This is a genomic window from Streptomyces sp. NPDC052114 (genome assembly GCF_040680155.1).
Taxonomy (GTDB): domain Bacteria; phylum Actinomycetota; class Actinomycetes; order Streptomycetales; family Streptomycetaceae; genus Streptomyces.
This window is the reverse complement of sequence record NZ_JBFAWC010000011.1, coordinates 323,742-343,428: the sequence shown is the minus strand read 5'-3', so window position 1 is coordinate 343,428 and position 19,687 is coordinate 323,742. Positions and strand designations below refer to the sequence as shown.

24 protein-coding genes are annotated in these 19,687 nt (G+C 72.1%); 3 read left to right on the top strand and 21 right to left on the bottom strand.

The annotated features are described in order from the left end of the window. Nucleotides 1-7: 7 nt before the first annotated feature. The 6 genes from AB0L89_RS25660 to AB0L89_RS25635 form a co-directional block, all read right to left on the bottom strand. Nucleotides 8-604 carry a helix-turn-helix domain-containing protein gene (locus tag AB0L89_RS25660; RefSeq protein ID WP_365145136.1) on the bottom strand — a complete coding sequence of 199 codons (597 nt, stop codon included), beginning with the start codon at nucleotides 602-604 and terminating at the stop codon, nucleotides 8-10. Nucleotides 605-676: 72 nt separating this feature from the next. Beyond that, on the bottom strand, nucleotides 677-1,453 hold the full coding sequence (locus AB0L89_RS25655) for an antibiotic biosynthesis monooxygenase (RefSeq protein WP_365145133.1): 777 nt from the start codon (nucleotides 1,451-1,453) through the stop codon (nucleotides 677-679). Nucleotides 1,454-1,586: 133 nt separating this feature from the next. Then, nucleotides 1,587-2,387: an SGNH/GDSL hydrolase family protein gene (locus tag AB0L89_RS25650; protein WP_365145130.1), complete on the bottom strand. Its 801-nt coding sequence runs from the start codon at nucleotides 2,385-2,387 to the stop codon at nucleotides 1,587-1,589. 66 nt (nucleotides 2,388-2,453) lie between these two features. Then, the gene (locus tag AB0L89_RS25645; RefSeq protein WP_365145127.1) at nucleotides 2,454-3,224 is read right to left on the bottom strand and encodes a glucose 1-dehydrogenase; all 771 of its coding nucleotides are present in this window, start codon (nucleotides 3,222-3,224) and stop codon (nucleotides 2,454-2,456) included. An 87-nt stretch (nucleotides 3,225-3,311) separates the two neighbouring features. Continuing rightward, nucleotides 3,312-3,974, bottom strand: coding sequence for a hypothetical protein (locus AB0L89_RS25640; protein WP_365145124.1), 663 nt, complete (start codon nucleotides 3,972-3,974; stop codon nucleotides 3,312-3,314). Next, on the bottom strand, nucleotides 3,971-4,129 hold the full coding sequence (locus tag AB0L89_RS25635) for a hypothetical protein (protein ID WP_365145121.1): 159 nt from the start codon (nucleotides 4,127-4,129) through the stop codon (nucleotides 3,971-3,973). Before AB0L89_RS25635 ends, AB0L89_RS25640 begins: the two co-directional genes overlap by 4 nt. A 197-nt stretch (nucleotides 4,130-4,326) precedes the next feature. Here AB0L89_RS25635 and dapA point away from each other — a divergent pair, with 197 nt between their 5' ends. After that, nucleotides 4,327-5,238: a 4-hydroxy-tetrahydrodipicolinate synthase gene (gene dapA, locus AB0L89_RS25630; protein ID WP_365145118.1), complete on the top strand. Its 912-nt coding sequence runs from the start codon at nucleotides 4,327-4,329 to the stop codon at nucleotides 5,236-5,238. 28 nt (nucleotides 5,239-5,266) lie between these two features. Here dapA and AB0L89_RS25625 read toward each other — a convergent pair whose 3' ends face one another. From AB0L89_RS25625 to AB0L89_RS25600, 6 genes are all read right to left on the bottom strand, one after another. Further along, nucleotides 5,267-6,493 (bottom strand): WD40 repeat domain-containing protein, encoded by a 1,227-nt coding sequence (locus AB0L89_RS25625; RefSeq protein WP_365145231.1) that lies wholly within the window; start codon nucleotides 6,491-6,493, stop codon nucleotides 5,267-5,269. Between the two features lie 2 nt (nucleotides 6,494-6,495). Further along, a complete protein-coding gene (locus AB0L89_RS25620) occupies nucleotides 6,496-7,050 on the bottom strand; it encodes a SigE family RNA polymerase sigma factor (protein WP_365145228.1) in 555 nt (184 codons plus the stop codon). Between the two features lie 145 nt (nucleotides 7,051-7,195). Continuing rightward, nucleotides 7,196-7,807 carry a hypothetical protein gene (locus AB0L89_RS25615; RefSeq protein WP_365145115.1) on the bottom strand — a complete coding sequence of 204 codons (612 nt, stop codon included), beginning with the start codon at nucleotides 7,805-7,807 and terminating at the stop codon, nucleotides 7,196-7,198. Between the two features lie 39 nt (nucleotides 7,808-7,846). Continuing rightward, the gene (gene dapD, locus AB0L89_RS25610; protein ID WP_365145112.1) at nucleotides 7,847-8,836 is read right to left on the bottom strand and encodes a 2,3,4,5-tetrahydropyridine-2,6-dicarboxylate N-succinyltransferase; all 990 of its coding nucleotides are present in this window, start codon (nucleotides 8,834-8,836) and stop codon (nucleotides 7,847-7,849) included. 83 nt (nucleotides 8,837-8,919) lie between these two features. Continuing rightward, nucleotides 8,920-9,468 carry a TetR family transcriptional regulator gene (locus tag AB0L89_RS25605; protein WP_365145109.1) on the bottom strand — a complete coding sequence of 183 codons (549 nt, stop codon included), beginning with the start codon at nucleotides 9,466-9,468 and terminating at the stop codon, nucleotides 8,920-8,922. Beyond that, nucleotides 9,465-9,785: a multidrug efflux SMR transporter gene (locus AB0L89_RS25600; protein ID WP_365145106.1), complete on the bottom strand. Its 321-nt coding sequence runs from the start codon at nucleotides 9,783-9,785 to the stop codon at nucleotides 9,465-9,467. Before AB0L89_RS25600 ends, AB0L89_RS25605 begins: the two co-directional genes overlap by 4 nt. Nucleotides 9,786-9,924: 139 nt before the next feature. Between AB0L89_RS25600 and AB0L89_RS25595 the strand changes: the two genes are divergently transcribed. Continuing rightward, nucleotides 9,925-11,223 (top strand): hypothetical protein, encoded by a 1,299-nt coding sequence (locus tag AB0L89_RS25595; RefSeq protein ID WP_365145103.1) that lies wholly within the window; start codon nucleotides 9,925-9,927, stop codon nucleotides 11,221-11,223. 76 nt (nucleotides 11,224-11,299) lie between these two features. Here AB0L89_RS25595 and AB0L89_RS25590 read toward each other — a convergent pair whose 3' ends face one another. From AB0L89_RS25590 to AB0L89_RS25555, 8 genes are all read right to left on the bottom strand, one after another. Then, complete coding sequence (locus AB0L89_RS25590) at nucleotides 11,300-11,638, bottom strand: metal-sulfur cluster assembly factor (protein WP_355790821.1); 339 nt, start codon at nucleotides 11,636-11,638, stop codon at nucleotides 11,300-11,302. Next, nucleotides 11,635-12,108 (bottom strand): Fe-S cluster assembly sulfur transfer protein SufU, encoded by a 474-nt coding sequence (gene sufU, locus AB0L89_RS25585; protein WP_365145100.1) that lies wholly within the window; start codon nucleotides 12,106-12,108, stop codon nucleotides 11,635-11,637. The genes AB0L89_RS25590 and sufU overlap by 4 nt, the downstream gene beginning before the upstream one ends. Nucleotides 12,109-12,124: 16 nt before the next feature. Continuing rightward, nucleotides 12,125-13,381, bottom strand: a complete 1,257-nt coding sequence (locus AB0L89_RS25580) for a cysteine desulfurase (protein ID WP_365145097.1) — start codon at nucleotides 13,379-13,381, stop codon at nucleotides 12,125-12,127. After that, on the bottom strand, nucleotides 13,378-14,142 hold the full coding sequence (gene sufC / locus AB0L89_RS25575) for a Fe-S cluster assembly ATPase SufC (protein WP_365145094.1): 765 nt from the start codon (nucleotides 14,140-14,142) through the stop codon (nucleotides 13,378-13,380). The genes AB0L89_RS25580 and sufC overlap by 4 nt, the downstream gene beginning before the upstream one ends. Before the next feature lie 7 nt (nucleotides 14,143-14,149). Continuing rightward, complete coding sequence (locus AB0L89_RS25570) at nucleotides 14,150-14,479, bottom strand: bifunctional 3-phenylpropionate/cinnamic acid dioxygenase ferredoxin subunit (RefSeq protein ID WP_365145091.1); 330 nt, start codon at nucleotides 14,477-14,479, stop codon at nucleotides 14,150-14,152. After that, nucleotides 14,476-15,657, bottom strand: coding sequence for a Fe-S cluster assembly protein SufD (sufD, locus tag AB0L89_RS25565; protein WP_365145088.1), 1,182 nt, complete (start codon nucleotides 15,655-15,657; stop codon nucleotides 14,476-14,478). Before sufD ends, AB0L89_RS25570 begins: the two co-directional genes overlap by 4 nt. A gap of 63 nt (nucleotides 15,658-15,720) precedes the next feature. Then, complete coding sequence (gene sufB, locus AB0L89_RS25560) at nucleotides 15,721-17,142, bottom strand: Fe-S cluster assembly protein SufB (protein WP_365145085.1); 1,422 nt, start codon at nucleotides 17,140-17,142, stop codon at nucleotides 15,721-15,723. Continuing rightward, complete coding sequence (locus tag AB0L89_RS25555; protein WP_365145082.1) at nucleotides 17,139-17,888, bottom strand: metalloregulator ArsR/SmtB family transcription factor; 750 nt, start codon at nucleotides 17,886-17,888, stop codon at nucleotides 17,139-17,141. Before AB0L89_RS25555 ends, sufB begins: the two co-directional genes overlap by 4 nt. Before the next feature lie 161 nt (nucleotides 17,889-18,049). On the opposite strand from AB0L89_RS25555, the gene AB0L89_RS25550 reads away from it, so the two are divergent. Further along, entirely contained in the window at nucleotides 18,050-18,841 is a 792-nt protein-coding gene (locus AB0L89_RS25550; protein WP_365145079.1) for an AAC(3) family N-acetyltransferase, read from the top strand. Here the strand turns inward: AB0L89_RS25550 and AB0L89_RS25545 are convergent. Beyond that, a complete protein-coding gene (locus AB0L89_RS25545) occupies nucleotides 18,838-19,617 on the bottom strand; it encodes a formate/nitrite transporter family protein (protein ID WP_365145076.1) in 780 nt (259 codons plus the stop codon). The two genes, AB0L89_RS25550 and AB0L89_RS25545, sit on opposite strands and share 4 nt — an antisense overlap. Nucleotides 19,618-19,687: the final 70 nt, after the last annotated feature.

Sequence of the window (19,687 nt, the reverse complement as noted above, 5' to 3'; positions counted from 1 at the left end):
CGATCCCCTACCCCCTGGACGTGGTGACGAGGGACGGATGCACGGCCATCACCAGGCGGTGGGTCCGGCCGGCCTCGCCCCCGGCGGCCCCGTACCTGCGGACCAGGCCGCCGACCGCCTCGGCCAGCTCCCGGACGAACGCCGCGCGGTCCGCGGCAGAGGCGAACCGCACCTCGCCGTCCAGCGCGAACGTGCCGAGGCGGCGCCGGGCCCGCGGCGCCTCGCCGACCAGCGTCCCCACGTCCCGCACCAGCCGCGCCGCCACCGCGAGCAGCCAGGGGGCCGACCACGGGTCCCTGGCCCGCCCGGGGTCGGGCTGCACGGCGGCCAGGGCCGCCGGCGAGATCACGTACGACGCCGCGACCGCCCGCATCACCCGCTCGGTCACCTGGCCCCGCCTGCGCTCCCCGGCGAGCTCCACCAGACCGTGCCGCTCCAGCGTTCTGAGGTGGTAGTTCACCTTCTGCCGGGGCAGGCCCACCCGGCCCGCCAGCATCGCGGCCGACGCGGGACCCGCCACCAGCTCGGCCAGGAGCCGGGCGCGCGTGGGATCGAGCGACACGGCGGCGACCGCCGGGTCCTCGATCACGGAGACGTCCAGCATGGCTCCACGGTCCCGCCGACAACTATTGCTGTCCAGGGCGGCGGGTGCCCTCGGGGGCGGGGCGCCGGGAATCTACGCCGGGCTCGGTACGCAGCGGTAGGCGAACCGGTACCGGGCCACCGTGCCGTCGCTCAGGACGCCGGGGAACGCCCATACCCGCTGCCACAGCGGGCTCGGCGCACCCGCTCCCGCACCGACCGCGCCGAGCGCGTCGATGTGGGCCTGCTCGGACTCCCACTCCGCGTAGTTGACGACGCGGGTGCCGTCCGTGCTGACGTGGAAGTGCGCGGCGAGCAGCCCGCTCTTCCCGCCGGAACCGCCGGTGCCGCCGGTGTCGCCGGTGCCGGCCGAGTCGCCGTCCAGGGCGTCGACGACCGCGTCCACCCAGGCGCGCTGCCTCTCGGCGTCCGGCCCCTCGAATGCGACCTGCACGATCACGATCGCACCGGGCTCGCGCGCTTCGCGGCCCCGCCCGCCGGTCCAGCTGCGGTACAGCCGCGTCTTGTCGAGGCCGAGACGCTCGATGCCGGGCACGGCCGCGTCGATCTCCGTGTTGCGCGCGTCCCTGCCGTTGCCGCGGCTCGCGAAGAAGTCCTCGTAGGCCGCCTCGTCCCGCCAGTGCGAGTGGTGCAGGAGCGTCGAGCCGTCGGAGCCCGCGTACACCGTGTAGGAGAGCAGCCCCTCGTGCGGCCAGGGGCGGGTGCGCCAGGCCCCCGCGATGGCGTCCACCGTGGCCCGCTGACGCGTGGGCGAGCCGGTGCTCCAGGTGCTGATGAAGGTGAGGCCGCCCGCGTTGTCGGCCGGGTCGGGAAGGGTCGCGGTGCTCACGGTCGTGATCTCGGCGGACATGGCTGTGCCGTCCCTCTCGGTCGGGGTCGGACACCGGCGGTGCACCGGCTCCGTGTGCACCACGGTCCGACGTCAACCAAGGTTCAGGTCAAGCCCGTTCGCGGGTGCGGGCCGCGCCCGTTCCCCGGTCCGGTCAGGCCCGTCCGGCGTCCGGCACGGTCACCGCGGTGAGCGCGGGGCGCTTGGCCTGCCGCCCGTCGCCCGAGGAGCGCCCCCGCACCCGCCGCCAGGCCCACGGCCCCAGGAACCCCGCGTACCAGCGCGCCTCCGCCACCGCGGCGCCCAGCACGGAGACCGGGGCCGTCGGCGGCAGCGGGCTGAGCCAGTGCTCGTGCCCGGCGAGGCCGAGCGCGTCCGCCATCCCCGCGGCGATCCGGGCGTGCCCCAGCGGGCTCGCGTGCATGCGGTCCGCGCTCCACAGCCGCGGATCGGTGGTGATGCGGTGCGGGAAGGTGTCGAACACGACCACGCCGTGCCGGTCCGCGGCCGCGCGGATGCGGGCGTTCAGGTCCAGGACGCGGGGCAGTGCGCGCCGCGCGAGCGGGGAGATCCGCCCGAGGTCGGGGAAGGTCACGGTGGCCACGCGCGCGCCCGCCCCGGTCAGCTCGGTGAACATCTCCTCGACGTCGGCGGCCACCCGCGCGGCGTCGAACCCCGGCCGCACCAGGTCGTTCATGCCCGCCATGACCGTCACGAGGTCCGGCTTCAGGGCCAGGGCGGGGCCCAGCTGCTCCGCCTTGATCCGCGCGGTCCGGCGGCCGCGCACGGCGAGGTTGGCGTACGTGAGGTCCGGGCGCCCGGCGGCGAGGAGCTCGGCGAGCCGGTCGGCCCAGCCGCGGTAGCCGCGCTCCTCGTCGCCGTCCCCGATCCCCTCGGTCTGGCTGTCCCCGATCGCGACGTAGCGCGTGTAGGGGTGCTGTCGCGTCGTGGTCATGGGCTGAGCTTGCTCCGGGCCCCGGGCCCCGTCAACGCGGGGCCACGGCCCCGGGCGGCGCCGCCCTCACAGCAGGTGGCCGCCGCCGTCCACGAGAAGCACCTCCCCGGTGATGTACGAGGAGTTGGTCAGGTCGACCACCGCCTCCGCGATGTCCTCGGGGCGGCCGACCCGGCCCAGCGGCAGCCGTTCGGCCACCGCCTCCATGGACGCCTCGATGCCCTCGACCCCGTCGAACCACGGGGTGTCGATCATGCCGGGCGCGACCGCGTTGACCCGCACCTCCGGGCCGAGCGTCTTGGCGAGCAGCTTGGTCAGGTGGTTCACGGCGGCCTTGCTGACCGCGTAGGGGATCGAGCTGCCGCCGGGGCGCACGCCCGCCTGGGAGGAGATGTTCACGACGCTGCCCCCGCCGCTCGCCCGCAGGTGCGGGACGGCCGCGGTGACGGTCTGCCAGACGCCGATGACGTTGATGTCGTAGAGCTCCCGCCACACCTCGGGGCTCGCGGCGGCGAAGTCGTCGTGGTCGATGAACCGGGTGGCACCGGCGCAGTTGACCAGGATGTCCAGGCGGCCGTACGTGTCGACGGCGGTCCGCACGAGCCGCTCGGCGTCCGCCTGGTCGGCGACGCTGCCCTGGACGTAGACGGCGTCGGGGAGTTCGGCCGCGAGCTGCTCGCCCGCCTCCACCGAGCGGGCGGAGTTGACGACGACGCGGACGCCCGCGGCGGCCAGGCGCCGGGCGACGGCGGCGCCGATCCCGGAGGAGGACCCCGTCACGAGGGCGACGCGCCGCTCGGTGCCGTTGCTGTTCATGTCGGTGGTGCTGTTGTTCATCGAGCCTCAAGCCTCTGTGTCCGTCCGGCCTGTCGGCGCCCGCACCGATCATGCCAGACGCCCCGCCGGGCACCGGCCCGGCGGGGCTCAGTCCCGCGGGTCCTCGCTGATGCGGCCCAGCTCGGCCTGGAACCAGTCGAGCCGTGCCTGGAGCAGTGCGGCCTCGGCCATCAGCTCGGGCGTCCCGAGCCCCGGCGGGCCCGCCGGGGCCACGGCCGGCGTCACCACCACCCGCAGTCCCTCCCCCGCGAGCCGCTCGAACTCCGCGACGGCGACGGCCACCCGGGCACCCCGGCACCGCCCGCACGCCGCCTCCAGGATCCGCCACCCCGGCCGGCCCCAGCCGGCGTCGGCGAGCAGCGAGGCCTCGGCGCCGCACGCGCAGGGCGGCACCGTCGCGGTGCGGACCCGCTGCCTGGCGTACCGGAAGCCGCGCTCGAAGCGGATGTAGGCGCCGAGCACCGTCACTTCGAGCAGGGCCGCCTTGCGGTGCTCGGCGGTGCACAGCAGGCCCGCGGCGTTGGCGCGGTCGTGCACGCAGTGGAAGCCGCAGTCGCAGCGCCGGTGCGGGGCGCGGTGCCGCCGGCCGTAGACGCAGCCCGCCTCGTCGAGCACTCCGTAGGGCAGGCCCGCGCCGAGGGAGACGCCGGTGAACCCGGCCCGGGTGCCGTCGTGGGACAGCACCGGGCGGGCGATCTTGTATCCGGTCGGCGGCTCCTTCGGGCGTTCCTCGGGGAGCCGCAGCCTCATCGGGCCGCCGCGGCCTCGACCGGCTGGGGCCCCTCGGCCGCCTCCCGGGCCCGCGGGCCCGGTTCGGGCACGGACGTCCCGTACTCCCGCGGCTCTTCGTCGTGGTGCGGCTGCTCTTCGGCGATACCGGTGGCGAGTGCCTTGCCGAGCCTCATGGCGCCTCCTGATGGGACCGACTGTGCTGCCATGGTGGCCCATACGGGGGCGCGTCGGCACCCGTGCCCGCGCCAATCTCGCGCACGCCCCCGCTCCGCCCCGCGTGCGCCCCGCCGCCCATCTCGTAGCGTTGCTGATCCTTACCTCGTAGGAGAATTAAGTGGAGCTTCAGCACTTCTGTGCCGAGACTTCCCCCATGAGCTCTGCGCCCTCCCGCACCCCCGCCCCCTTCGGCCGCGCCCTGTGCGCGATGGTCACGCCCTTCACGGACGCCGGCACCCTCGATCTCGACGGCGCCCAGCGGCTGGCCGACCACCTGGTGGCGGACGGCTGCGAGGGCGTCGTCCTGTCCGGCACGACCGGCGAGTCGCCGACCACCACCGACGCCGAGAAGGCCGCGCTGGTGCGGGCCGTGTCCGAGGCGGTCGGCGACCGCGCGTCCGTCGTCGCGGGCGTCGGCAGCAACGACACGCGGCACACCGTCGAGCTGGCCCTCGCCGCCGAGAAGGCGGGCGCGGACGGCCTGCTGGTGGTCACGCCGTACTACAGCAAGCCGCCGCAGGACGCCGTCGAGGCGCACTTCCGCGCGGTCGCGGACGGCTCCGGGCTCCCGGTCCTGCTGTACGACATCCCGGGCCGCACCGGCACCCGCATCGCCCCCGAGACGCTCCTGCGCCTGGCGGACCACCCCCGGATCGTCGGCGTGAAGGACTGCGCCTACGACCTCCTCGGCAGCCAACAGGCCATCGCTAGCACGGAGTTGGCGTACTACGCGGGCTGCGACGAGTTCAATCTGGCGCTGTACGCGGTGGGCGGCGCGGGGTACATCAGCACGGTGTCCAACGCGATCCCCGGCCACCTGCGCGCGGTCCTCGACGCCTTCGACGCGGGCGACACGGCGGCGGCGACGCGCGGCCAGCTGGCGGCCACCCCGCTGATCGGGCTGATGATGGCCGCGGGCCTGCCCGGCACGGTCACGGCGAAGGCGCTGCTCGGTGCCCTCGGCCTGCCCGCGGGCCCGGTGCGGGCGCCGCTGCTGCCCGCCGGCCGCGAGACGGCCGACGGGCTGTGCGCGGCGTACGCGGAGCTGTGCGGGGCGGCCCTCTGACGGGCGCCCGCACAGCTCGTGCAGCCGCTCAGCGCCGCGCGAAGACCGGCGTCCAGCGTCCCGACGAGCCGTCCTTCGGGGTGCGGTAGCCGCTGAGCGGGACCGTCTTCTTGCTGCCGATGGTGATGAGGACGAGCCGCTGGCGGTACTCGCTCGTGCCGGGCGCGATGTCCCAGGCGATGAGCCGCCGGTCGTCGGCCCAGGCGAGCAGCTGCTGGCCCGGCAGCTTGGCGACGCGCTTGCCGGTGAGCGGGTCGAGGACCTCGGTGGCGGTGGTCTTCCTGCCGCCCGCGAAGTCGCCCGCGGCGAGCCTCCCGCTCGGCGAGAGCCCCGCCTCGACGATCCAGCTCAGGTGCTTCTCCTTCGCCGGGATGCTCCGCTTGCGGCCGTCGAGGTCGTAGTACTGCACGTGCGGCGCGAACATGAGCCCCGAGTAGACCAGGGAGCCGTCGTGGCTGAAGGCGAAGTCCTGGCGGGTGTTGATGGTCCCGAGGCCGAACTCGTCGGTCTTCGTGCGCACCTCGTTCCAGCGGGCGTCGCCCGACGCCACGTCCACGACGTAGAAGCCGGTCCTGCTGGGCTCGGCGGGCCCGGGTTCCTCCCGGTCGCCGTTGTTGATGGGCCGGTCCTTGTCGAGCCGGTCCGGGTCGTCCGCGTACGTCGTCGCGACGAGCTTCCTGCCGTCCGGCGAGAACTCGACGCCCGCGACGCCGCGGTCCACCGGGACCCACCGCTCGACCTTGCCGGTGCGCAGGTCCAGCAGGCCGATCCGGTCCGTGGGCAGGCCGCGTTCGAGCACGGCGGCCGTGCGCATGCCGGGCGCGACGTCGAGGAAGGCCCAGCGGCCGGCCTTGCGGTAGGTACCCGTCCGCTGGTCGAGCAGCCGGTAGGTGCGGGTGATGACGAGGTCCCCGTCGGGCTGCTCGACGCGCTTGCTCGTGCTGTACGCGGCGAGCGCCGTGTTCCCCGCGGCGATCAGTTCGCGCGGCGGGGTCTGGCCGGGGTGCCCGACGACGTCGCCGCTCCTCGACTCGCCCGCCGGGCGGGTCTCGCGGCCGGCGGAGTCCTGGCCGAGCACCGGCACCGCGACCGCCACGACGGCCGCCGTCACCGCGGCGAGCGAGGCCCCCGCGACCGTCCTGGACCTGCGCCTGCGCCGTGCGGCGAGGATCCGGCCTGCGAAGTCCCCCGGCAGCGGCGCCTTCTGGTCCGCCTGCTCCCGCAGCGTGTCGCGCACCAGCTCTTCCACGTTCACGGTCATACCTCCAGGGGCGAGAAGTCGGGGGACGCGGGACGTGCGCCGGAGCCGGGCCCGCCGAGCTGCGCCAGCTCGGGCGCGAGCTCCCTGAGCCGGGCCAGGGAGCGGTGCGCGGTGCTGCGCACCGTGCCGACGGAGCAGCCCAGGAGCGCGGCCACCTCCGCCTCGGGCAGGTCCTCGAAGTAGCGCAGCACGAGCACGGCGCGCTGGCGGGCGGTGAGCCGGGCGAGCGCCCCGCGCATCACGATCCGCAGCTCCGCGGCGGCCGCGCCGTCCCCGGCGGCGGGGTTCTCCGGCGGTTCGGCGACGGCCAGTTCGCGCCGCGGCCACTTCAGCCGCCAGCGGCTCACCTGCTGCCGGTACAGGATCCTTCGTACGTACGCCTCCGGCTCGTCGATCCGCTGCCAGCGTCCCGCCGCCTTGACGAGGGCGTTCTGCAGGAGGTCCTCCGCCGCGTGCCGGTCGCCCCCGCTGAGCAGGACGGCGGTCTTCAGCAGCGCCGACGATCTGGTCTCCACGAAATCCCGGAAACTCTCCTGCTCCTCGGCATTCATCGTCACCTTCGCTCCCCGGTGGGCCTGTTGCCCTCCCTCATGTGTGATGACGGGGCCGGACGCCCCCCGCTATGCCTGCGTCCCGGAAATCACCGGAGGCGGCCACCCGCACGGGGTGGCCGCCTCCTTCGGCGATGGGCGCGCGTCAGTGCCCGGCGGGGAAGCCCGTCCCCTTGGTCCAGCGCAGGGTGTCGCCGCCGCGGCTGAACGTGACCTTCTTGCCGCCGGGCGCGACGACGATCTTCTCCCAGCCGTCGAAGCCCTTCGTCAGGTGCGTGTCCCACTTCGTCAGCGGGCCCACGGCCACCGCGGCCACCGACTCGGTCGGCGGCTCGCCGTCGGCGCAGTACACGCCGAAGTCGCCGAAGGCCGCGACGGTGCCGTCCTTGGCCTTGAGCGTGATGCCCTGGCAGGCGTCGGTCTTCGTCCGGTACACGACGGCCGGCTTGGACCAGCCCCTGGCGCGGGGGCTGTAGTCCTGGACGTAGAGCCCCTTGTCCCGCAGGTAGTGCATGGCCACGCGGCGCCCGTCGGCGAGCTTGACCTGCGCGTTGAACGGGCTCGGGCTGCCGCTCCAGGGGATGTCGCTCTTTTGCAGCGGGTAGCCGTGGTCCCCCTTGAGGGCGGCCCGGCTCACCTCCGGCGCGGACCCCTTGCCGGTGTCGCGCGGCTGCCCGGCGCTCTGGCCGCACCCGGCCACGAGCCCGAGCACCACCGCCGCCCCCAGGGCCAGGCCCCGGATACCCGCTCTGCGCATGTCGCTCCCCCTGTGTTCGTACGTGTTCGTCCGCGCCACTCAGTTGTGGCTGTGCAGGACCTCGTTCAGGCCGCCCCACACCGCGTTGTTCGGGCGGGCCTCCACTGTGCCCGTGACCGAGTTGCGGCGGAAGAGGATGTTGGAGGCGCCGGAGAGCTCGCGGGCCTTCACGATCTGCCCGTCGGGCATCGTGACGCGGGTGCCGGCCGTGACGTAGAGCCCGGCCTCGACGACGCACTCGTCGCCGAGCGCGATGCCGACGCCCGCCTCGGCGCCGACCAGGCAGCGCTCGCCGATGACGATGCGGACGTTGCCGCCGCCGGACAGGGTGCCCATGGTGGAGGCGCCGCCGCCGATGTCCGAGCCGTCGCCGACGACGACGCCCGCGGAGATGCGGCCCTCGACCATGGAGGTGCCGAGCGTGCCGGCGTTGAAGTTCACGAAGCCCTCGTGCATGACCGTGGTGCCCTCGGCCAGGTGCGCGCCGAGGCGGACGCGGTCGGCGTCGGCGATGCGGACGCCCTTCGGCGCGACGTAGTCCGTCATGCGCGGGAACTTGTCGATGGAGGTGACCTGGAGGTGCAGGCCCTCGGCGCGGGCGTTCAGGCGGACCGTCTCGACGGCGTCGACGGCGACGGGGCCGAGCGAGGTCCAGGCGACGTTGGCGAGGAAGCCGAACTGGCCGTCCAGGTTCAGGCCGTGCGGCTTGACCAGGCGGTGGCTGAGCAGGTGCAGGCGCAGGTACACGTCGTGCGCGTCCAGCGGCTTGTCGTCGAGGGAGGCGATGACCGTACGCACGGCCACGACCTCGACACCGCGCCGGGCGTCGGTCCCGATCGCCTTCGCGGCGCCCTCGCCGAGCAGCTCGACGGCGCGCTCGGCGGACAGCCGCTCGGAGCCGGCCGGACCGGCCTCGGCGACGAGTTCGGGCGCGGGGAACCAGGTGTCGAGAACGGTGCCGTCGGCGGTGATGGTGGCAAGGCCCGCGGCGACGGCGCCGGTGGTGCGAGAAGCAGTGGTGTCGGTCATGGGTGAAACCTAACCGGACAGCCGCCGCGCGGGCGAACCGGTCTCAGGGTCCGGTCGACGCGCCGCGCCGCCCCCGCCGTCCCTCAACTCCCCGAAGCCAGGATCCGGCCCAGCATCTCGCGCGCGTACGCCTCGTCGTACTCGCCGCCGGTGAGCAGCACCTGGAGGCAGATGCCGTCCATCAGGGCGATCAGGGCGCGGGCAGTGTCCGGGTCGGTGCCGCGCAGCAGCAGGCCGGTGACGCCCTCGCACCACTCGACGGCCACGGGCCGCAGCGCGGGCCTGCGCACGGCGGCGAGATAGAGCTCGTACTCCAGCTCGGCCCCCGCGCGCCCCGCCGCGAACCACTCGCCGAGCAGCCGCGCGAGCTCCGCGGCGAGGTCGGCCCCGGGGTCCTCGAACGCGCCGCTCGCCGCCATGGCCTTCGCGAAGCCCTCGTTGGCCTGCCGCAGCGCGGCGACGAGGAGCTCGTCGAGGGTCTTGAAGTGGTACGTCGTCGAGCCGAGCGGCACATCCGCCTCGGCCGCGGCGGAACGGTGGCTGAGCCCGGCGATGCCCTTCGCGCCGACCACCCGGATCGCCGCGTCGATGATCCGCTGCCGGCGCTCGGGGTCGTGGCGCCGGGCCCTCAATGCGCCCCGCCCAGATTGAGCACGACGACGCCCGCGATCACCAGCGCGATGCCCGCGACCTTGACCAGGTTGGTCGACTCGCCCAGGAACAGCATGCCGATCGCGGCGACGGCGGCGGTGCCGATGCCCGCCCAGATCGCGTAGGCCGTGCCCACGGAGAGCGTCTTCAGGGTCTGCGCGAGCAGCGTGAAGGCGAGCAGATACCCCGCCACCGTGATCAGCGAGGGCCACAGCCTGCTGAACCCCTCGCTGTACTTCATGGCGGTGGTGCCGGCCACCTCCGCCGCGATGGCGCCCGCCAGCAGTGCGTATCCCATGCGTACGAGTGTACATATCGCCGCCCGCACCCATGCCGGAACCGGGGAAACCGGATGGGTAGGGTCGACGCGATCATCGGCGATCGCTGTGGGGGGCCACAGGGGACGCGGGAAACACCAGTTGGGGAGCGCAGGAGCGATGCCGGACACACCGGGGCGGGAACCACACGGGCCACAGGCCGACCCTCCGGAGCAGGGACCGCGGACGGACCCGCCGGGGCAGGGTGCGGGGCAGAGCACGCCGCCGGGCCAAGGCCCTCAACCTCAGCCTCCGCCACAGCCACAGCCACAGCCGGGCCCACCCGGCGGCATCGGACCGCAGCCATGGCACCCCCAGGGCCCCTACGGCCCCTACGCCCCTCACACTCCCTACGGCCCCGGCCCCCACGGTCCCTACGGCCCGTACGGCTGGTCCCCTTGGGGACCGCCGCCCCCTCCCCCTCCCAAGCCGGGCGTCATACCCCTCGCCCCGCTGGGCGTCGACCAGATCTTCGGCGGCGCCTTCGCCACGATCCGGCGCTACGCCAGGCCGCTGTTCGGCGCCGGACTCGCCGCGTACGCCGTGCTGACCGCCGTCATGGCGGCCACCGTCGGCATCGCGTACGCCGCGACGAGTGACCATCTGCGGGCCCTGAACGCGGACGGGGCGGCGTTCTCCTGGGAGCACGCCAGGCCGCTCCTGATCGCCTTCGGCACCGTCTGGCTGGTGGGCCTGCTCGGCACGCTCGCCGTCAACTCGTTCGTCCAGGCGTCCTGCGCGGCCACCCTGCACGAGGCGGTGCTCGGCAGGCCCGCCTCCTGGCGCGCGGTCTGGCGCCGGGCCTGGTCCCGCACCCCGTCGGTGGCCGGCGTGACCCTGTTGCTCGGCCTGATCCTGCTCCTGCCCGTGGCGGCGTTCGCCCTGTTCTTCGTCTCCCTCGTCCTGCTGCTCCTGTGGCAGTCGGTGGTCCCGATCGGCCTGGTCTTCCTGCTCGCCCTCGTCCTGCTCCCGCTGGCGGCCTGGCTGTACGTCCTGTTCGCCTTCGCCCCGGCGGCCGCGGTCCTGGAGTCGGCGGGCCCGCTGACGGCGCTGCGCCGCTCCGCGCGGCTGGTGCGCGGGGCCTGGTGGCGCACGTTCGGCATCTCGCTGCTGGCCGCGGTGATGGTGGGGATCGTGGCGATGGTGTTCCAGGTGCCGCTGCAGCTCAGCTCCCCTCGGCCGACCCCGGTCGAGCCGGGCACCACGGCCTCCACCGTCTTCCTGGACCAACTCCGCTCCCAGTCCGGCCTGTACGCCGTGATCGGCCTGGTCGGCACCCTGGTCACCCAGCTGATCACCGCGGTCTTCCTCCCCCTGGTGACGGCCCTGCTCTACGTCGACCGCCGCATCCGCACCGAGGGCCTGGCCCACACCCTCACCGAGGCGTCCGCCCCGGCGCCCGAGCCCTCGGTCCCGTAGCACCGGGCCCACGACACGGAAAAGGCCCTCCGCACCCTTCGGTGCGGAGGGCCTTTCCCTCGGTCGGACCGCTCGCTCAGACGTTGAACCCGAGCGCCCGCAGCTGCTCGCGTCCGTCGTCCGTGATCTTGTCCGGGCCCCACGGCGGCATCCAGACCCAGTTGATCCGGAGTTCGTTGACGATGCCGTCCGTGGCGGACTTCGCCTGGTCCTCGATGACGTCGGTCAGCGGGCAGGCCGCGGACGTCAGCGTCATGTCGATCGTGGCGATGTTGGCGTCGTCGATGTGGATGCCGTAGATGAGGCCGAGGTTGACGACGTCGATGCCCAGCTCGGGGTCGACGACGTCGTACAGCGCCTCGCGGACCTCTTCCTCCGAAGCGGGCTTCGTGGTCAGGGTCTCGTTCTCGCTCATGCCGTCTTCCTTTCAGCGGCCCCGTCGTTCTCGCCCAGCGCCTGAGCCGTCGCGTCCTTCCACGCCATCCAGCTCAGCAGGGCACACTTCACCCGCGCCGGGTACTTGGAGACACCGGCGAACGCCACGGCGTCCTCCAGGACCTCCTCCATCGCGTCGTCGGGCTCCAGCTTGCCCTTGGACTGCATCAGCTCCAGGAACGTGGCCTGGATCTGCTGCGCCTGCTCCAGTTCCTTGCCGACCAGGAGGTCGTTCAGGACGGACGCGCTGGCCTGGCTGATCGAGCAGCCCTGGCCCTCGTACGACACGTCGGCGATCGTCGTCCCGTCGTACTTCACGCGCAGCGTGATCTCGTCGCCGCACGTCGGGTTGACGTGGTGCACCTCGGCGTCGCCATCGCGCAGACCACGCCCGTGGGGGTGCTTGTAGTGGTCCAGGATGACTTCCTGGTACATCGAATCCAGCTTCACGTTCCCAGCCAGCCCCTCAGCCGAAGAAGTTCCGTACGTGCTCCAGGCCGTCGACGAGAGCGTCGATCTCGCCGGGCGTGGAGTACAGATAGAACGACGCTCGCGTGGTCGCGGGAATTCCGTAGCGCAGGCAGACGGGACGCGCGCAGTGGTGGCCCACGCGCACCGCGATGCCCTGCTCGTCGAGGACCTGGCCCACGTCGTGCGGGTGGATGTCGCCGAGCGTGAAGGAGATCGCCGCGCCGCGGTCCTCGGCCGTCGACGGACCGATGATCTTCAGGTCCGGGACTTCCAGGAGCCGCTTGACCGCGTACTCGGTGATCGCGTGCTCATGCGCGGCGATCTTGTCCATGCCGATCGCCGACAGGTAGTCCACGGCCGCGCCCAGGCCCACGGCCTGGGAGACCGGGGGCGTGCCCGCCTCGAACTTGTGCGGGGCGGGAGCGTACGTCGACGAGTGCATCGACACCGTCTCGATCATCTCGCCGCCGCCGAGGAAGGGCGGGAGGTCCTCCAGCAGCTCCTGCCGTCCCCACAGCACGCCGATGCCCGTCGGGCCGAGCATCTTGTGGCCGGTGAAGGCCACGAAGTCGGCCTGCAGCGCCTGCACGTCCAGCGGCATGTGCGGGGCGGCCTGCGAGGCGTCGACGAGGACGAGCGCGCCGACCTCCTGGGCGCGGCGCACGATCGCCTCGACCGGGTTGACCGTGCCCAGGATGTTGGAGACCAGCACGAAGGAGACGATCTTCGTCTTCTCCGTGATGACCTCGTCGATGTTCGAGAGGTCGAGCCGGCCGTCGTCGGTCAGGCCGAACCACTTCAGCTTCGCGCCGGTGCGCTGCGAGAGCAGCTGCCACGGGACGATGTTGGAGTGGTGCTCCATCTCCGTGATGACGATCTCGGTCTCGTGGTCCACGCGGTAGGGCTCGTCGGCCCAGCCGAGCATGTTGGCCACGAGGTTGAGCGACTCGGAGGCGTTCTTGGTGAAGATCACCTCGTCGCGGCTGGGCGCGTTGATGAACTCCGCGACCTTGTCACGGGCGCCCTCGTACAGCGCCGTGGCCTCCTCGGCGAGGACGTGCACGCCGCGGTGAACGTTGGCGTTGTGCTGCTCGTAGTACTCGTTCAGTACGTCGAGGACTTGGCGCGGCGTCTGGGAGGTCGCCGCGTTGTCCAGGTACACGAGCTTCTTGCCGTCGTGGATCCGGCGGTCCAGGATCGGGAAGTCCTTGCGGATCGCCTCGGTGTCGAGGAGGCCCGGCAGCTGTGTCACGCGGATGCGCCACCCTTCGTGTAGGCCTCGTAGCCCTCGGCCTCGAGCTTGTCGGCGAGCTCGGCGCCGCCCGACTCGGCGATGCGGCCGTTGGCGAAGACGTGCACGAAGTCCGGCTTGATGTACCGCAGGATGCGCGTGTAGTGCGTGATCAGCAGGGTGCCGACCTCACCGGTCTCGCGGACGCGGTTGACGCCGTCCGAGACCTGGCGCAGGGCGTCGACGTCCAGGCCGGAGTCCGTCTCGTCGAGGATCGCGATCTTCGGCTTGAGGAGCTCCATCTGGAGGATCTCGTGGCGCTTCTTCTCACCGCCGGAGAAGCCCTCGTTCACGTTGCGCTCGGCGAAGGCCGGGTCCATCTGGAGCTGCTCCATCGCGGACTTGACCTCCTTCACCCAGGTGCGCAGCTTGGGGGCCTCGCCGCGGATCGCCGTCGCCGACGTGCGCAGGAAGTTGGAGACCGAGACGCCGGGGACCTCGACCGGGTACTGCATGGCGAGGAACATGCCGGCGCGGGCACGCTCGTCGACGGACATCTCCAGGACGTCCTCGCCGTCGAGGGTGACGGTGCCCTTGGTGATCGTGTACTTGGGGTGACCCGCGATGGAGTAGGCGAGCGTCGACTTGCCGGAGCCGTTCGGGCCCATGATGGCGTGGGTCTCGCCCTGCTTCACGGTCAGGTCGACGCCCTTGAGGATCTCCTTGGTGGAGTTGTCGGCCTCGACGGTGACGTGCAGGTCCTTGATTTCAAGCGTTGCCATGGGTGCCTCAGGACTCCTGGGAAAGGGAGGCGTGTACGTCAACGAGTACATCGCCCCCTTCGATCTTTACGGGGTATACGGGGACGGGGCGCGTCGCGGGAAGGCCGGACGGCTTGCCGGTGCGGAGGTCGAACGCGGAGCCGTGCAGCCAGCACTCGATCTGGCAGTCCTCCACCTCGCCCTCGGAGAGGGAGACGTTCGCGTGCGAGCAGATGTCGTGGATCGCGTACACCTCGCCCTCGGTGTTGACGACCGAGACCGGCGTGCCGTCGAGTTCCACCCGCTTGGGGGTGTCCTCCTCCAGCTCGCCGAGTCCACAGGCGCGTACGAAGGTCATGCGACCGTCGCCTCCAGCTCCTGCTCGATCTTGGCGATCAGGCGCTCCTCGACGTCCGGCAGACCGATCTGCTGGACCAGCTCGGCGAAGAAGCCGCGGACGACCAGGCGGCGGGCCTCGTCCTCCGGGATGCCGCGCGACTGCAGGTAGAAGAGCTGCTCGTCGTCGAAGCGGCCGGTCGCCGAGGCGTGGCCGGCGCCGACGATCTCGCCGGTCTCGATCTCCAGGTTCGGCACCGAGTCGACCCGGGCGCCGTCGGTCAGCACGAGGTTGCGGTTCATCTCGTACGTGTCCGTGCCCTCGGCGGCGGCCTCGATGAGGACGTCGCCGATCCACACCGCGTGGGCGTCGTCGCCCTGGAGCGCGCCCTTGTAGACGACGTTCGACGTGCAGTGCGGGGTGTTGTGGTCGACCAGGAGGCGGTGCTCCTGGTGCTGGCCCGCGTCGGTGACGTACAGGCCGAAGAGCTCGGCCTCGCCGCCGGTGCCCGCGTAGTCGACGCGCGGGTGCAGGCGGACCAGGTCGCCGCCGAAGGTGACGACCACGGACTTGAAGGAGGCGTCGCGGCCGACCAGCGCGTTGTGCTGGGCGACGTGCACCGCCGTGTCGTCCCAGTCCTGGACGGAGACGACGGTGAGCTTGGCGCCGTCGCCGACGATGAAGTCGACGTTGGCGGCGAGCACGGCGTCACCGGTGTGGTCGATGACGACCAGGGCCTCGGCGAACGCGCCCAGCTCGATGACCTGGTGCGCGAAGGCGGTGCCGCCCTCGCCGTGCACGGCGATGCGGATCGGCTCGGTGAGGACCGTCTCCTTGGGGACGGTGATGACCGAGGCCTTCTCGAAGGACGAGTACGCCTGGGCGGCGACGCGGTCGACGGGCTTGCCCGCCTTGCCGACGCGCGCGTCGTCCCGGCCGACGGTCTCCTGGGCGACGCCCTCGGGGGCGTTCACCTCGACGCGGATGCCGCCGTCGGCGACCGCCGTGCCGTCGTGGAGCCCGCGCAGGCGCTCCAGCGGCGTGAACCGCCACTCCTCCTCGCGGCCGTGCGGGACCGGGAAGTCCGCCACGTCGAAGGACGGGGGCGCGCTCATGCGGGTGGCGACGGTGGACTCGGCGGCCACCGCGATCGATCCGGCGGTGGTCGAGCCCACCGGGATGTTCTGAGCCTCAGCCATGGCTGTCGTCGTGCTCTCTCTCTGCGTTAAAGAAGTCTGCTCGCTGCGGGGAGGCGGCCGGGACTAGCCGACCGCGCCCTCCATCTGCAGCTCGATCAGCCGGTTCAGCTCCAGGGCGTACTCCATGGGGAGCTCCTTGGCGATCGGCTCGACGAAGCCGCGCACGATCATGGCCATGGCCTCGAACTCGGTCAGACCGCGGCTCATCAGGTAGAAGAGCTGGTCGTCGGAGACCTTGGAGACGGTCGCCTCGTGGCCCATGGAGACGTCGTCCTCGCGGACGTCGACATAGGGGTAGGTGTCCGAGCGCGAGATCGTGTCGACGAGCAGCGCGTCGCAGAGCACGTTCGACTTGGATCCGGCGGCGCCCTCACCGATCTCGACGAGGCCGCGGTACGACGTACGGCCGCCGGCGCGGGCCACCGACTTGGAGACGATGTTGGAGGACGTGTTCGGCGCCATGTGGACCATCTTGGAGCCGGCGTCCTGGTGCTGGCCCTCGCCCGCGAAGGCGATGGACAGGGTCTCGCCCTTGGCGTGCTCGCCCATCAGGTAGACGGCCGGGTACTTCATGGTGACCTTGGAACCGATGTTGCCGTCGATCCACTCCATGGTCGCGCCCTCGTACGCCACGGCGCGCTTGGTGACCAGGTTGTAGACGTTGTTCGACCAGTTCTGGATCGTCGTGTAGCGGCAGCGGCCGCCCTTCTTCACGATGATCTCGACGACCGCGGAGTGCAGCGAGTCCGACTTGTAGATCGGCGCGGTGCAGCCCTCGACGTAGTGGACGTAGGCGTCCTCGTCGACGATGATCAGCGTCCGCTCGAACTGGCCCATGTTCTCCGTGTTGATGCGGAAGTAGGCCTGGAGCGGGATCTCGACGTGCACGCCCTTGGGGACGTAGATGAACGAGCCGCCGGACCACACGGCGGAGTTCAGCGACGCGAACTTGTTGTCGCCGACGGGGATGACGGTCCCGAAGTACTCCTTGAAGAGCTCCGGGTGCTCCTTCAGCGCCGTGTCGGTGTCCAGGAAGATGACGCCCTGCTCCTCCAGGTCCTCGCGGATCTGGTGGTAGACGACCTCGGACTCGTACTGGGCCGCGACACCGGCGACGAGGCGCTGCTTCTCCGCCTCGGGGATGCCGAGCTTGTCGTACGTGTTCTTGATGTCCTCGGGCAGGTCCTCCCAGGACTCCGCCTGCTTCTCCGTGGAGCGCACGAAGTACTTGATGTTGTCGAAGTCGATGCCGGAGAGGTCCGAGCCCCAGTTCGGCATGGGCTTCTTGTCGAAGAGGCGCAGGCCCTTGAGGCGGAGCTTGGTCATCCACTCCGGCTCGTTCTTCTTCGCAGAGATGTCGCGGACGACGTCCTCGCTCAGACCGCGCTTGGCGGCGGCACCGGCCGCGTCGGAGTCGGCCCAGCCGTACTCGTAGTTGCCCAGGCCCTCGAGCTCAGGGTGGGCAGTCTCCGTGGGGAGAGTCATGCGGGGTTCCTCCCGGCCGTGCTTGCTGATGCTGATGTGGTGGTCCGTGTGGTGGTGCTGCCGCCGCTGCCGCTGCCGCCGCTGCGCGGGATGAACGTCGTGCAGACGCCGTCCCCGTGGGCGATGGTGGCAAGGCGCTGCACATGCGTGCCGAGCAGCGTGGAGAAGATTTCCGTCTCCGCCTCGCACAGCTGCGGGAACTGCTCGGCGACATGGGCGACCGGGCAGTGGTGCTGGCAGAGCTGCTCGCCGACCGGTGCGCTGCGCGCCGTAGCAGCGTACCCGTCGACGGTCAACGCCTTCGCCAGAGCCTCGGTGCGCTGCTCGGGGGGTACGGCGTCCATCGTCCTGCGGTACGTCTCCGCCTGGGCGGTGATCCTCGCGCGGGCGAAGGCGACGACCGCCTCCTCGCCGTGGTGCTCGGCGATCCAGCGCAGCGCGTCCGTGGCCAGCTTGTCGTACGACTGGTCGAAGGCGTCGCGTCCGCAGTCGGTCAGGGCGAAGACCTTGGCGGGCCTGCCGCGGGTCCGGGCGCCGTAGACCCGCTGTTCACGGGGCTCCACGACGTTCTCGTGCGCCAGGGCGTCGAGGTGCCTGCGGACGGCGGCCTGGGTCAGGCCGAGGCGCCCCGCGAGGTCGGCGACGGTGGACGGGCCGTGGTCCAGGATGGAGCGCGCGACCCGGTTGCGCGTGGACCGCTCACCGGTCGCGAGTTCCTCCTGGGGGGGCTCGCCGACGTTTTTCACAACGCCATTGTTGCGTAATTCCTCAGAGCCTGACAACCCGCGCCAGGATCGCCCCCTGGTGCGCTGCATCACTTAGGCATACCTAAGCTGACCTGCGAAAACGATCACTGATCGATCAAATCGGTGGCGTCGGGAAGGCCCGTCCGGAAGACTCCCTGACCATGCCGACACCCCCTCCGACCGGCCCTTTGTGCACCCGCGCCTCCCTCGCGGACGAGCTCCTGGAGCTCGGCGTGCGCCCCGGCGAGACGCTCCTCGCGCACACCTCCCTCAGCTCGCTCGGCTGGGTCAGCGGTGGCGTGGTCGCCCTCGTCCAGGCACTCCTCGACGCGCTCGGCCCCGACGGCACCCTGGTGGTCCCGACCCACACCGGGGACAACTCCGAGCCCTCGGCGTGGCGGAACCCGCCCGTGCCCGAGAGCTGGTGGCCCGTACTGCGCGCGACGATGCCGGCGTACGACCCGCTGACCTCGCCCTCCTTCGGCGTCGGCGTCGTCCCCGAGGCCGTGCGCACCTGGCCGGGCGCCCTGCGCAGCGCCCACCCGCACGCGTCCTTCGCGGCGCTCGGCCCCGCCGCCGCCACGATCACCGCCGGGCACGCCCGCGCCTCCAGCTTCGGCGAGCGCAGCCCACTGGCCCACCTGGAGAAGGCGGGCGCCCGCGTGCTGCTGCTCGGCGCGGGCTACGACTCCTGCACCGCCTTCCACCTGGCCCAGTACCGGATCCCGGGCCCCGAGGCCGAGAACTCCTTCGCGGTCATGACGCCCCGGGGACGCCAATGGGTGACCGTGCGGGAACCGGCGTTCCCCAGCGACCGCTTCGGGGAGCTCGGCGCGGCCTTCGAGCGGGACACGGAGGTCGTACGCGGGTTCGTGGGCGCCGCCGAGTCGCGGCTGTTCCCGCTGGCCGATGCCGTCGCGTACGCCGAACAGTGGCTGGCCCCGCCCGCCTAGAGGTCCTCCTCGCGCTCCGGCCGCCCCATGAACCAGTACGACCCGGCCACGAGCAGCCCGCCGCCGACGACATTGCCCGGCACCGTGAACAGCAGGTTCCTGCCGAGGTCGGCGAAGCCCGCGCCGCCGTCGAGGATCGCCAGCGCGAACAGCGCCATGTTCGCCACGCAGTGCTCGAAGCCGACCGCGACGAAGACGAGGACCGGGATCCACAGCACGAAGATCTTCGCGCCGTCCCCCTTGGCCCGGTAGAACATCCAGATCGCGAGGCAGACCAGGAAGTTGCAGAGCACCGCCCGCCAGAACAGCTGACCGCCGTCCAGCGCCTCCTTGCCGTGCACCATCTCCGCGAGCATCGCCCGCGCGGACGGCGTCGACGTCACGCCCGACGCGTGCACCATCGCACCGAAGAGAAAGGCGCCGACGAGGTTGCCCGCCAGGGAGAGCGCCCAGCTGCCGACCAGGTCCCGCGCGCCGGTCCGGCCCGTCAGCGCGCCGATCAGCATGACCATCACGTTGCTGGTGAACAGCTGCGCGCCCGCGAACATCACGATCGTCAGCGCGATCGGGAAGACCGCTCCTTCGAGGAGCTTCACCGCCGAGGAGCCCGCCGCCACGAACGGCGACACCGCCACCAGGAGCAGCACCTCGCCGATCCCGATGTAGGCGCCCGCGAGCACCGCCGAGACGAAGTAGCGGGGGGTGCGCCGCAGGTCGTGCGCCTTGTGCGCCGCCTGCTCCGATGTCTCCTCGACGTTCTCCGCGATGCTGGTCACGTATCGACGCTAGGCCCCGCCCCGTCCCCGTATGACCGGAAAAAGTCACCAAGAAGAGGACCGGCGCCCC

Excerpts from the sequence above, each read along its gene's own strand:
- AB0L89_RS25570 (WP_365145091.1), bottom strand. The coding sequence starts at position 14,479 with ATGACCTTCGTACGCGCCTGTGGACTCGGCGAGCTGGAGGAGGACACC.
- dapA (WP_365145118.1), top strand. The coding sequence starts at position 4,327 with ATGAGCTCTGCGCCCTCCCGCACCCCCGCCCCCTTCGGCCGCGCCCTG.
- AB0L89_RS25620 (WP_365145228.1), bottom strand. The coding sequence starts at position 7,050 with ATGAATGCCGAGGAGCAGGAGAGTTTCCGGGATTTCGTGGAGACCAGA.
- AB0L89_RS25655 (WP_365145133.1), bottom strand. The coding sequence starts at position 1,453 with ATGTCCGCCGAGATCACGACCGTGAGCACCGCGACCCTTCCCGACCCG.
- sufC (WP_365145094.1), bottom strand. The coding sequence starts at position 14,142 with ATGGCAACGCTTGAAATCAAGGACCTGCACGTCACCGTCGAGGCCGAC.
- AB0L89_RS25660 (WP_365145136.1), bottom strand. The coding sequence starts at position 604 with ATGCTGGACGTCTCCGTGATCGAGGACCCGGCGGTCGCCGCCGTGTCG.
- AB0L89_RS25600 (WP_365145106.1), bottom strand. The coding sequence starts at position 9,785 with ATGGGATACGCACTGCTGGCGGGCGCCATCGCGGCGGAGGTGGCCGGC.
- AB0L89_RS25635 (WP_365145121.1), bottom strand. The coding sequence starts at position 4,129 with ATGAGGCTCGGCAAGGCACTCGCCACCGGTATCGCCGAAGAGCAGCCG.
- dapD (WP_365145112.1), bottom strand. The coding sequence starts at position 8,836 with ATGACCGACACCACTGCTTCTCGCACCACCGGCGCCGTCGCCGCGGGC.
- sufB (WP_365145085.1), bottom strand. The coding sequence starts at position 17,142 with ATGACTCTCCCCACGGAGACTGCCCACCCTGAGCTCGAGGGCCTGGGC.
- AB0L89_RS25590 (WP_355790821.1), bottom strand. The coding sequence starts at position 11,638 with ATGAGCGAGAACGAGACCCTGACCACGAAGCCCGCTTCGGAGGAAGAG.
- AB0L89_RS25595 (WP_365145103.1), top strand. The coding sequence starts at position 9,925 with ATGCCGGACACACCGGGGCGGGAACCACACGGGCCACAGGCCGACCCT.
- AB0L89_RS25615 (WP_365145115.1), bottom strand. The coding sequence starts at position 7,807 with ATGCGCAGAGCGGGTATCCGGGGCCTGGCCCTGGGGGCGGCGGTGGTG.
- AB0L89_RS25645 (WP_365145127.1), bottom strand. The coding sequence starts at position 3,224 with ATGAACAACAGCACCACCGACATGAACAGCAACGGCACCGAGCGGCGC.
- AB0L89_RS25650 (WP_365145130.1), bottom strand. The coding sequence starts at position 2,387 with ATGACCACGACGCGACAGCACCCCTACACGCGCTACGTCGCGATCGGG.
- AB0L89_RS25640 (WP_365145124.1), bottom strand. The coding sequence starts at position 3,974 with ATGAGGCTGCGGCTCCCCGAGGAACGCCCGAAGGAGCCGCCGACCGGA.
- sufD (WP_365145088.1), bottom strand. The coding sequence starts at position 15,657 with ATGGCTGAGGCTCAGAACATCCCGGTGGGCTCGACCACCGCCGGATCG.
- AB0L89_RS25550 (WP_365145079.1), top strand. The coding sequence starts at position 18,050 with ATGCCGACACCCCCTCCGACCGGCCCTTTGTGCACCCGCGCCTCCCTC.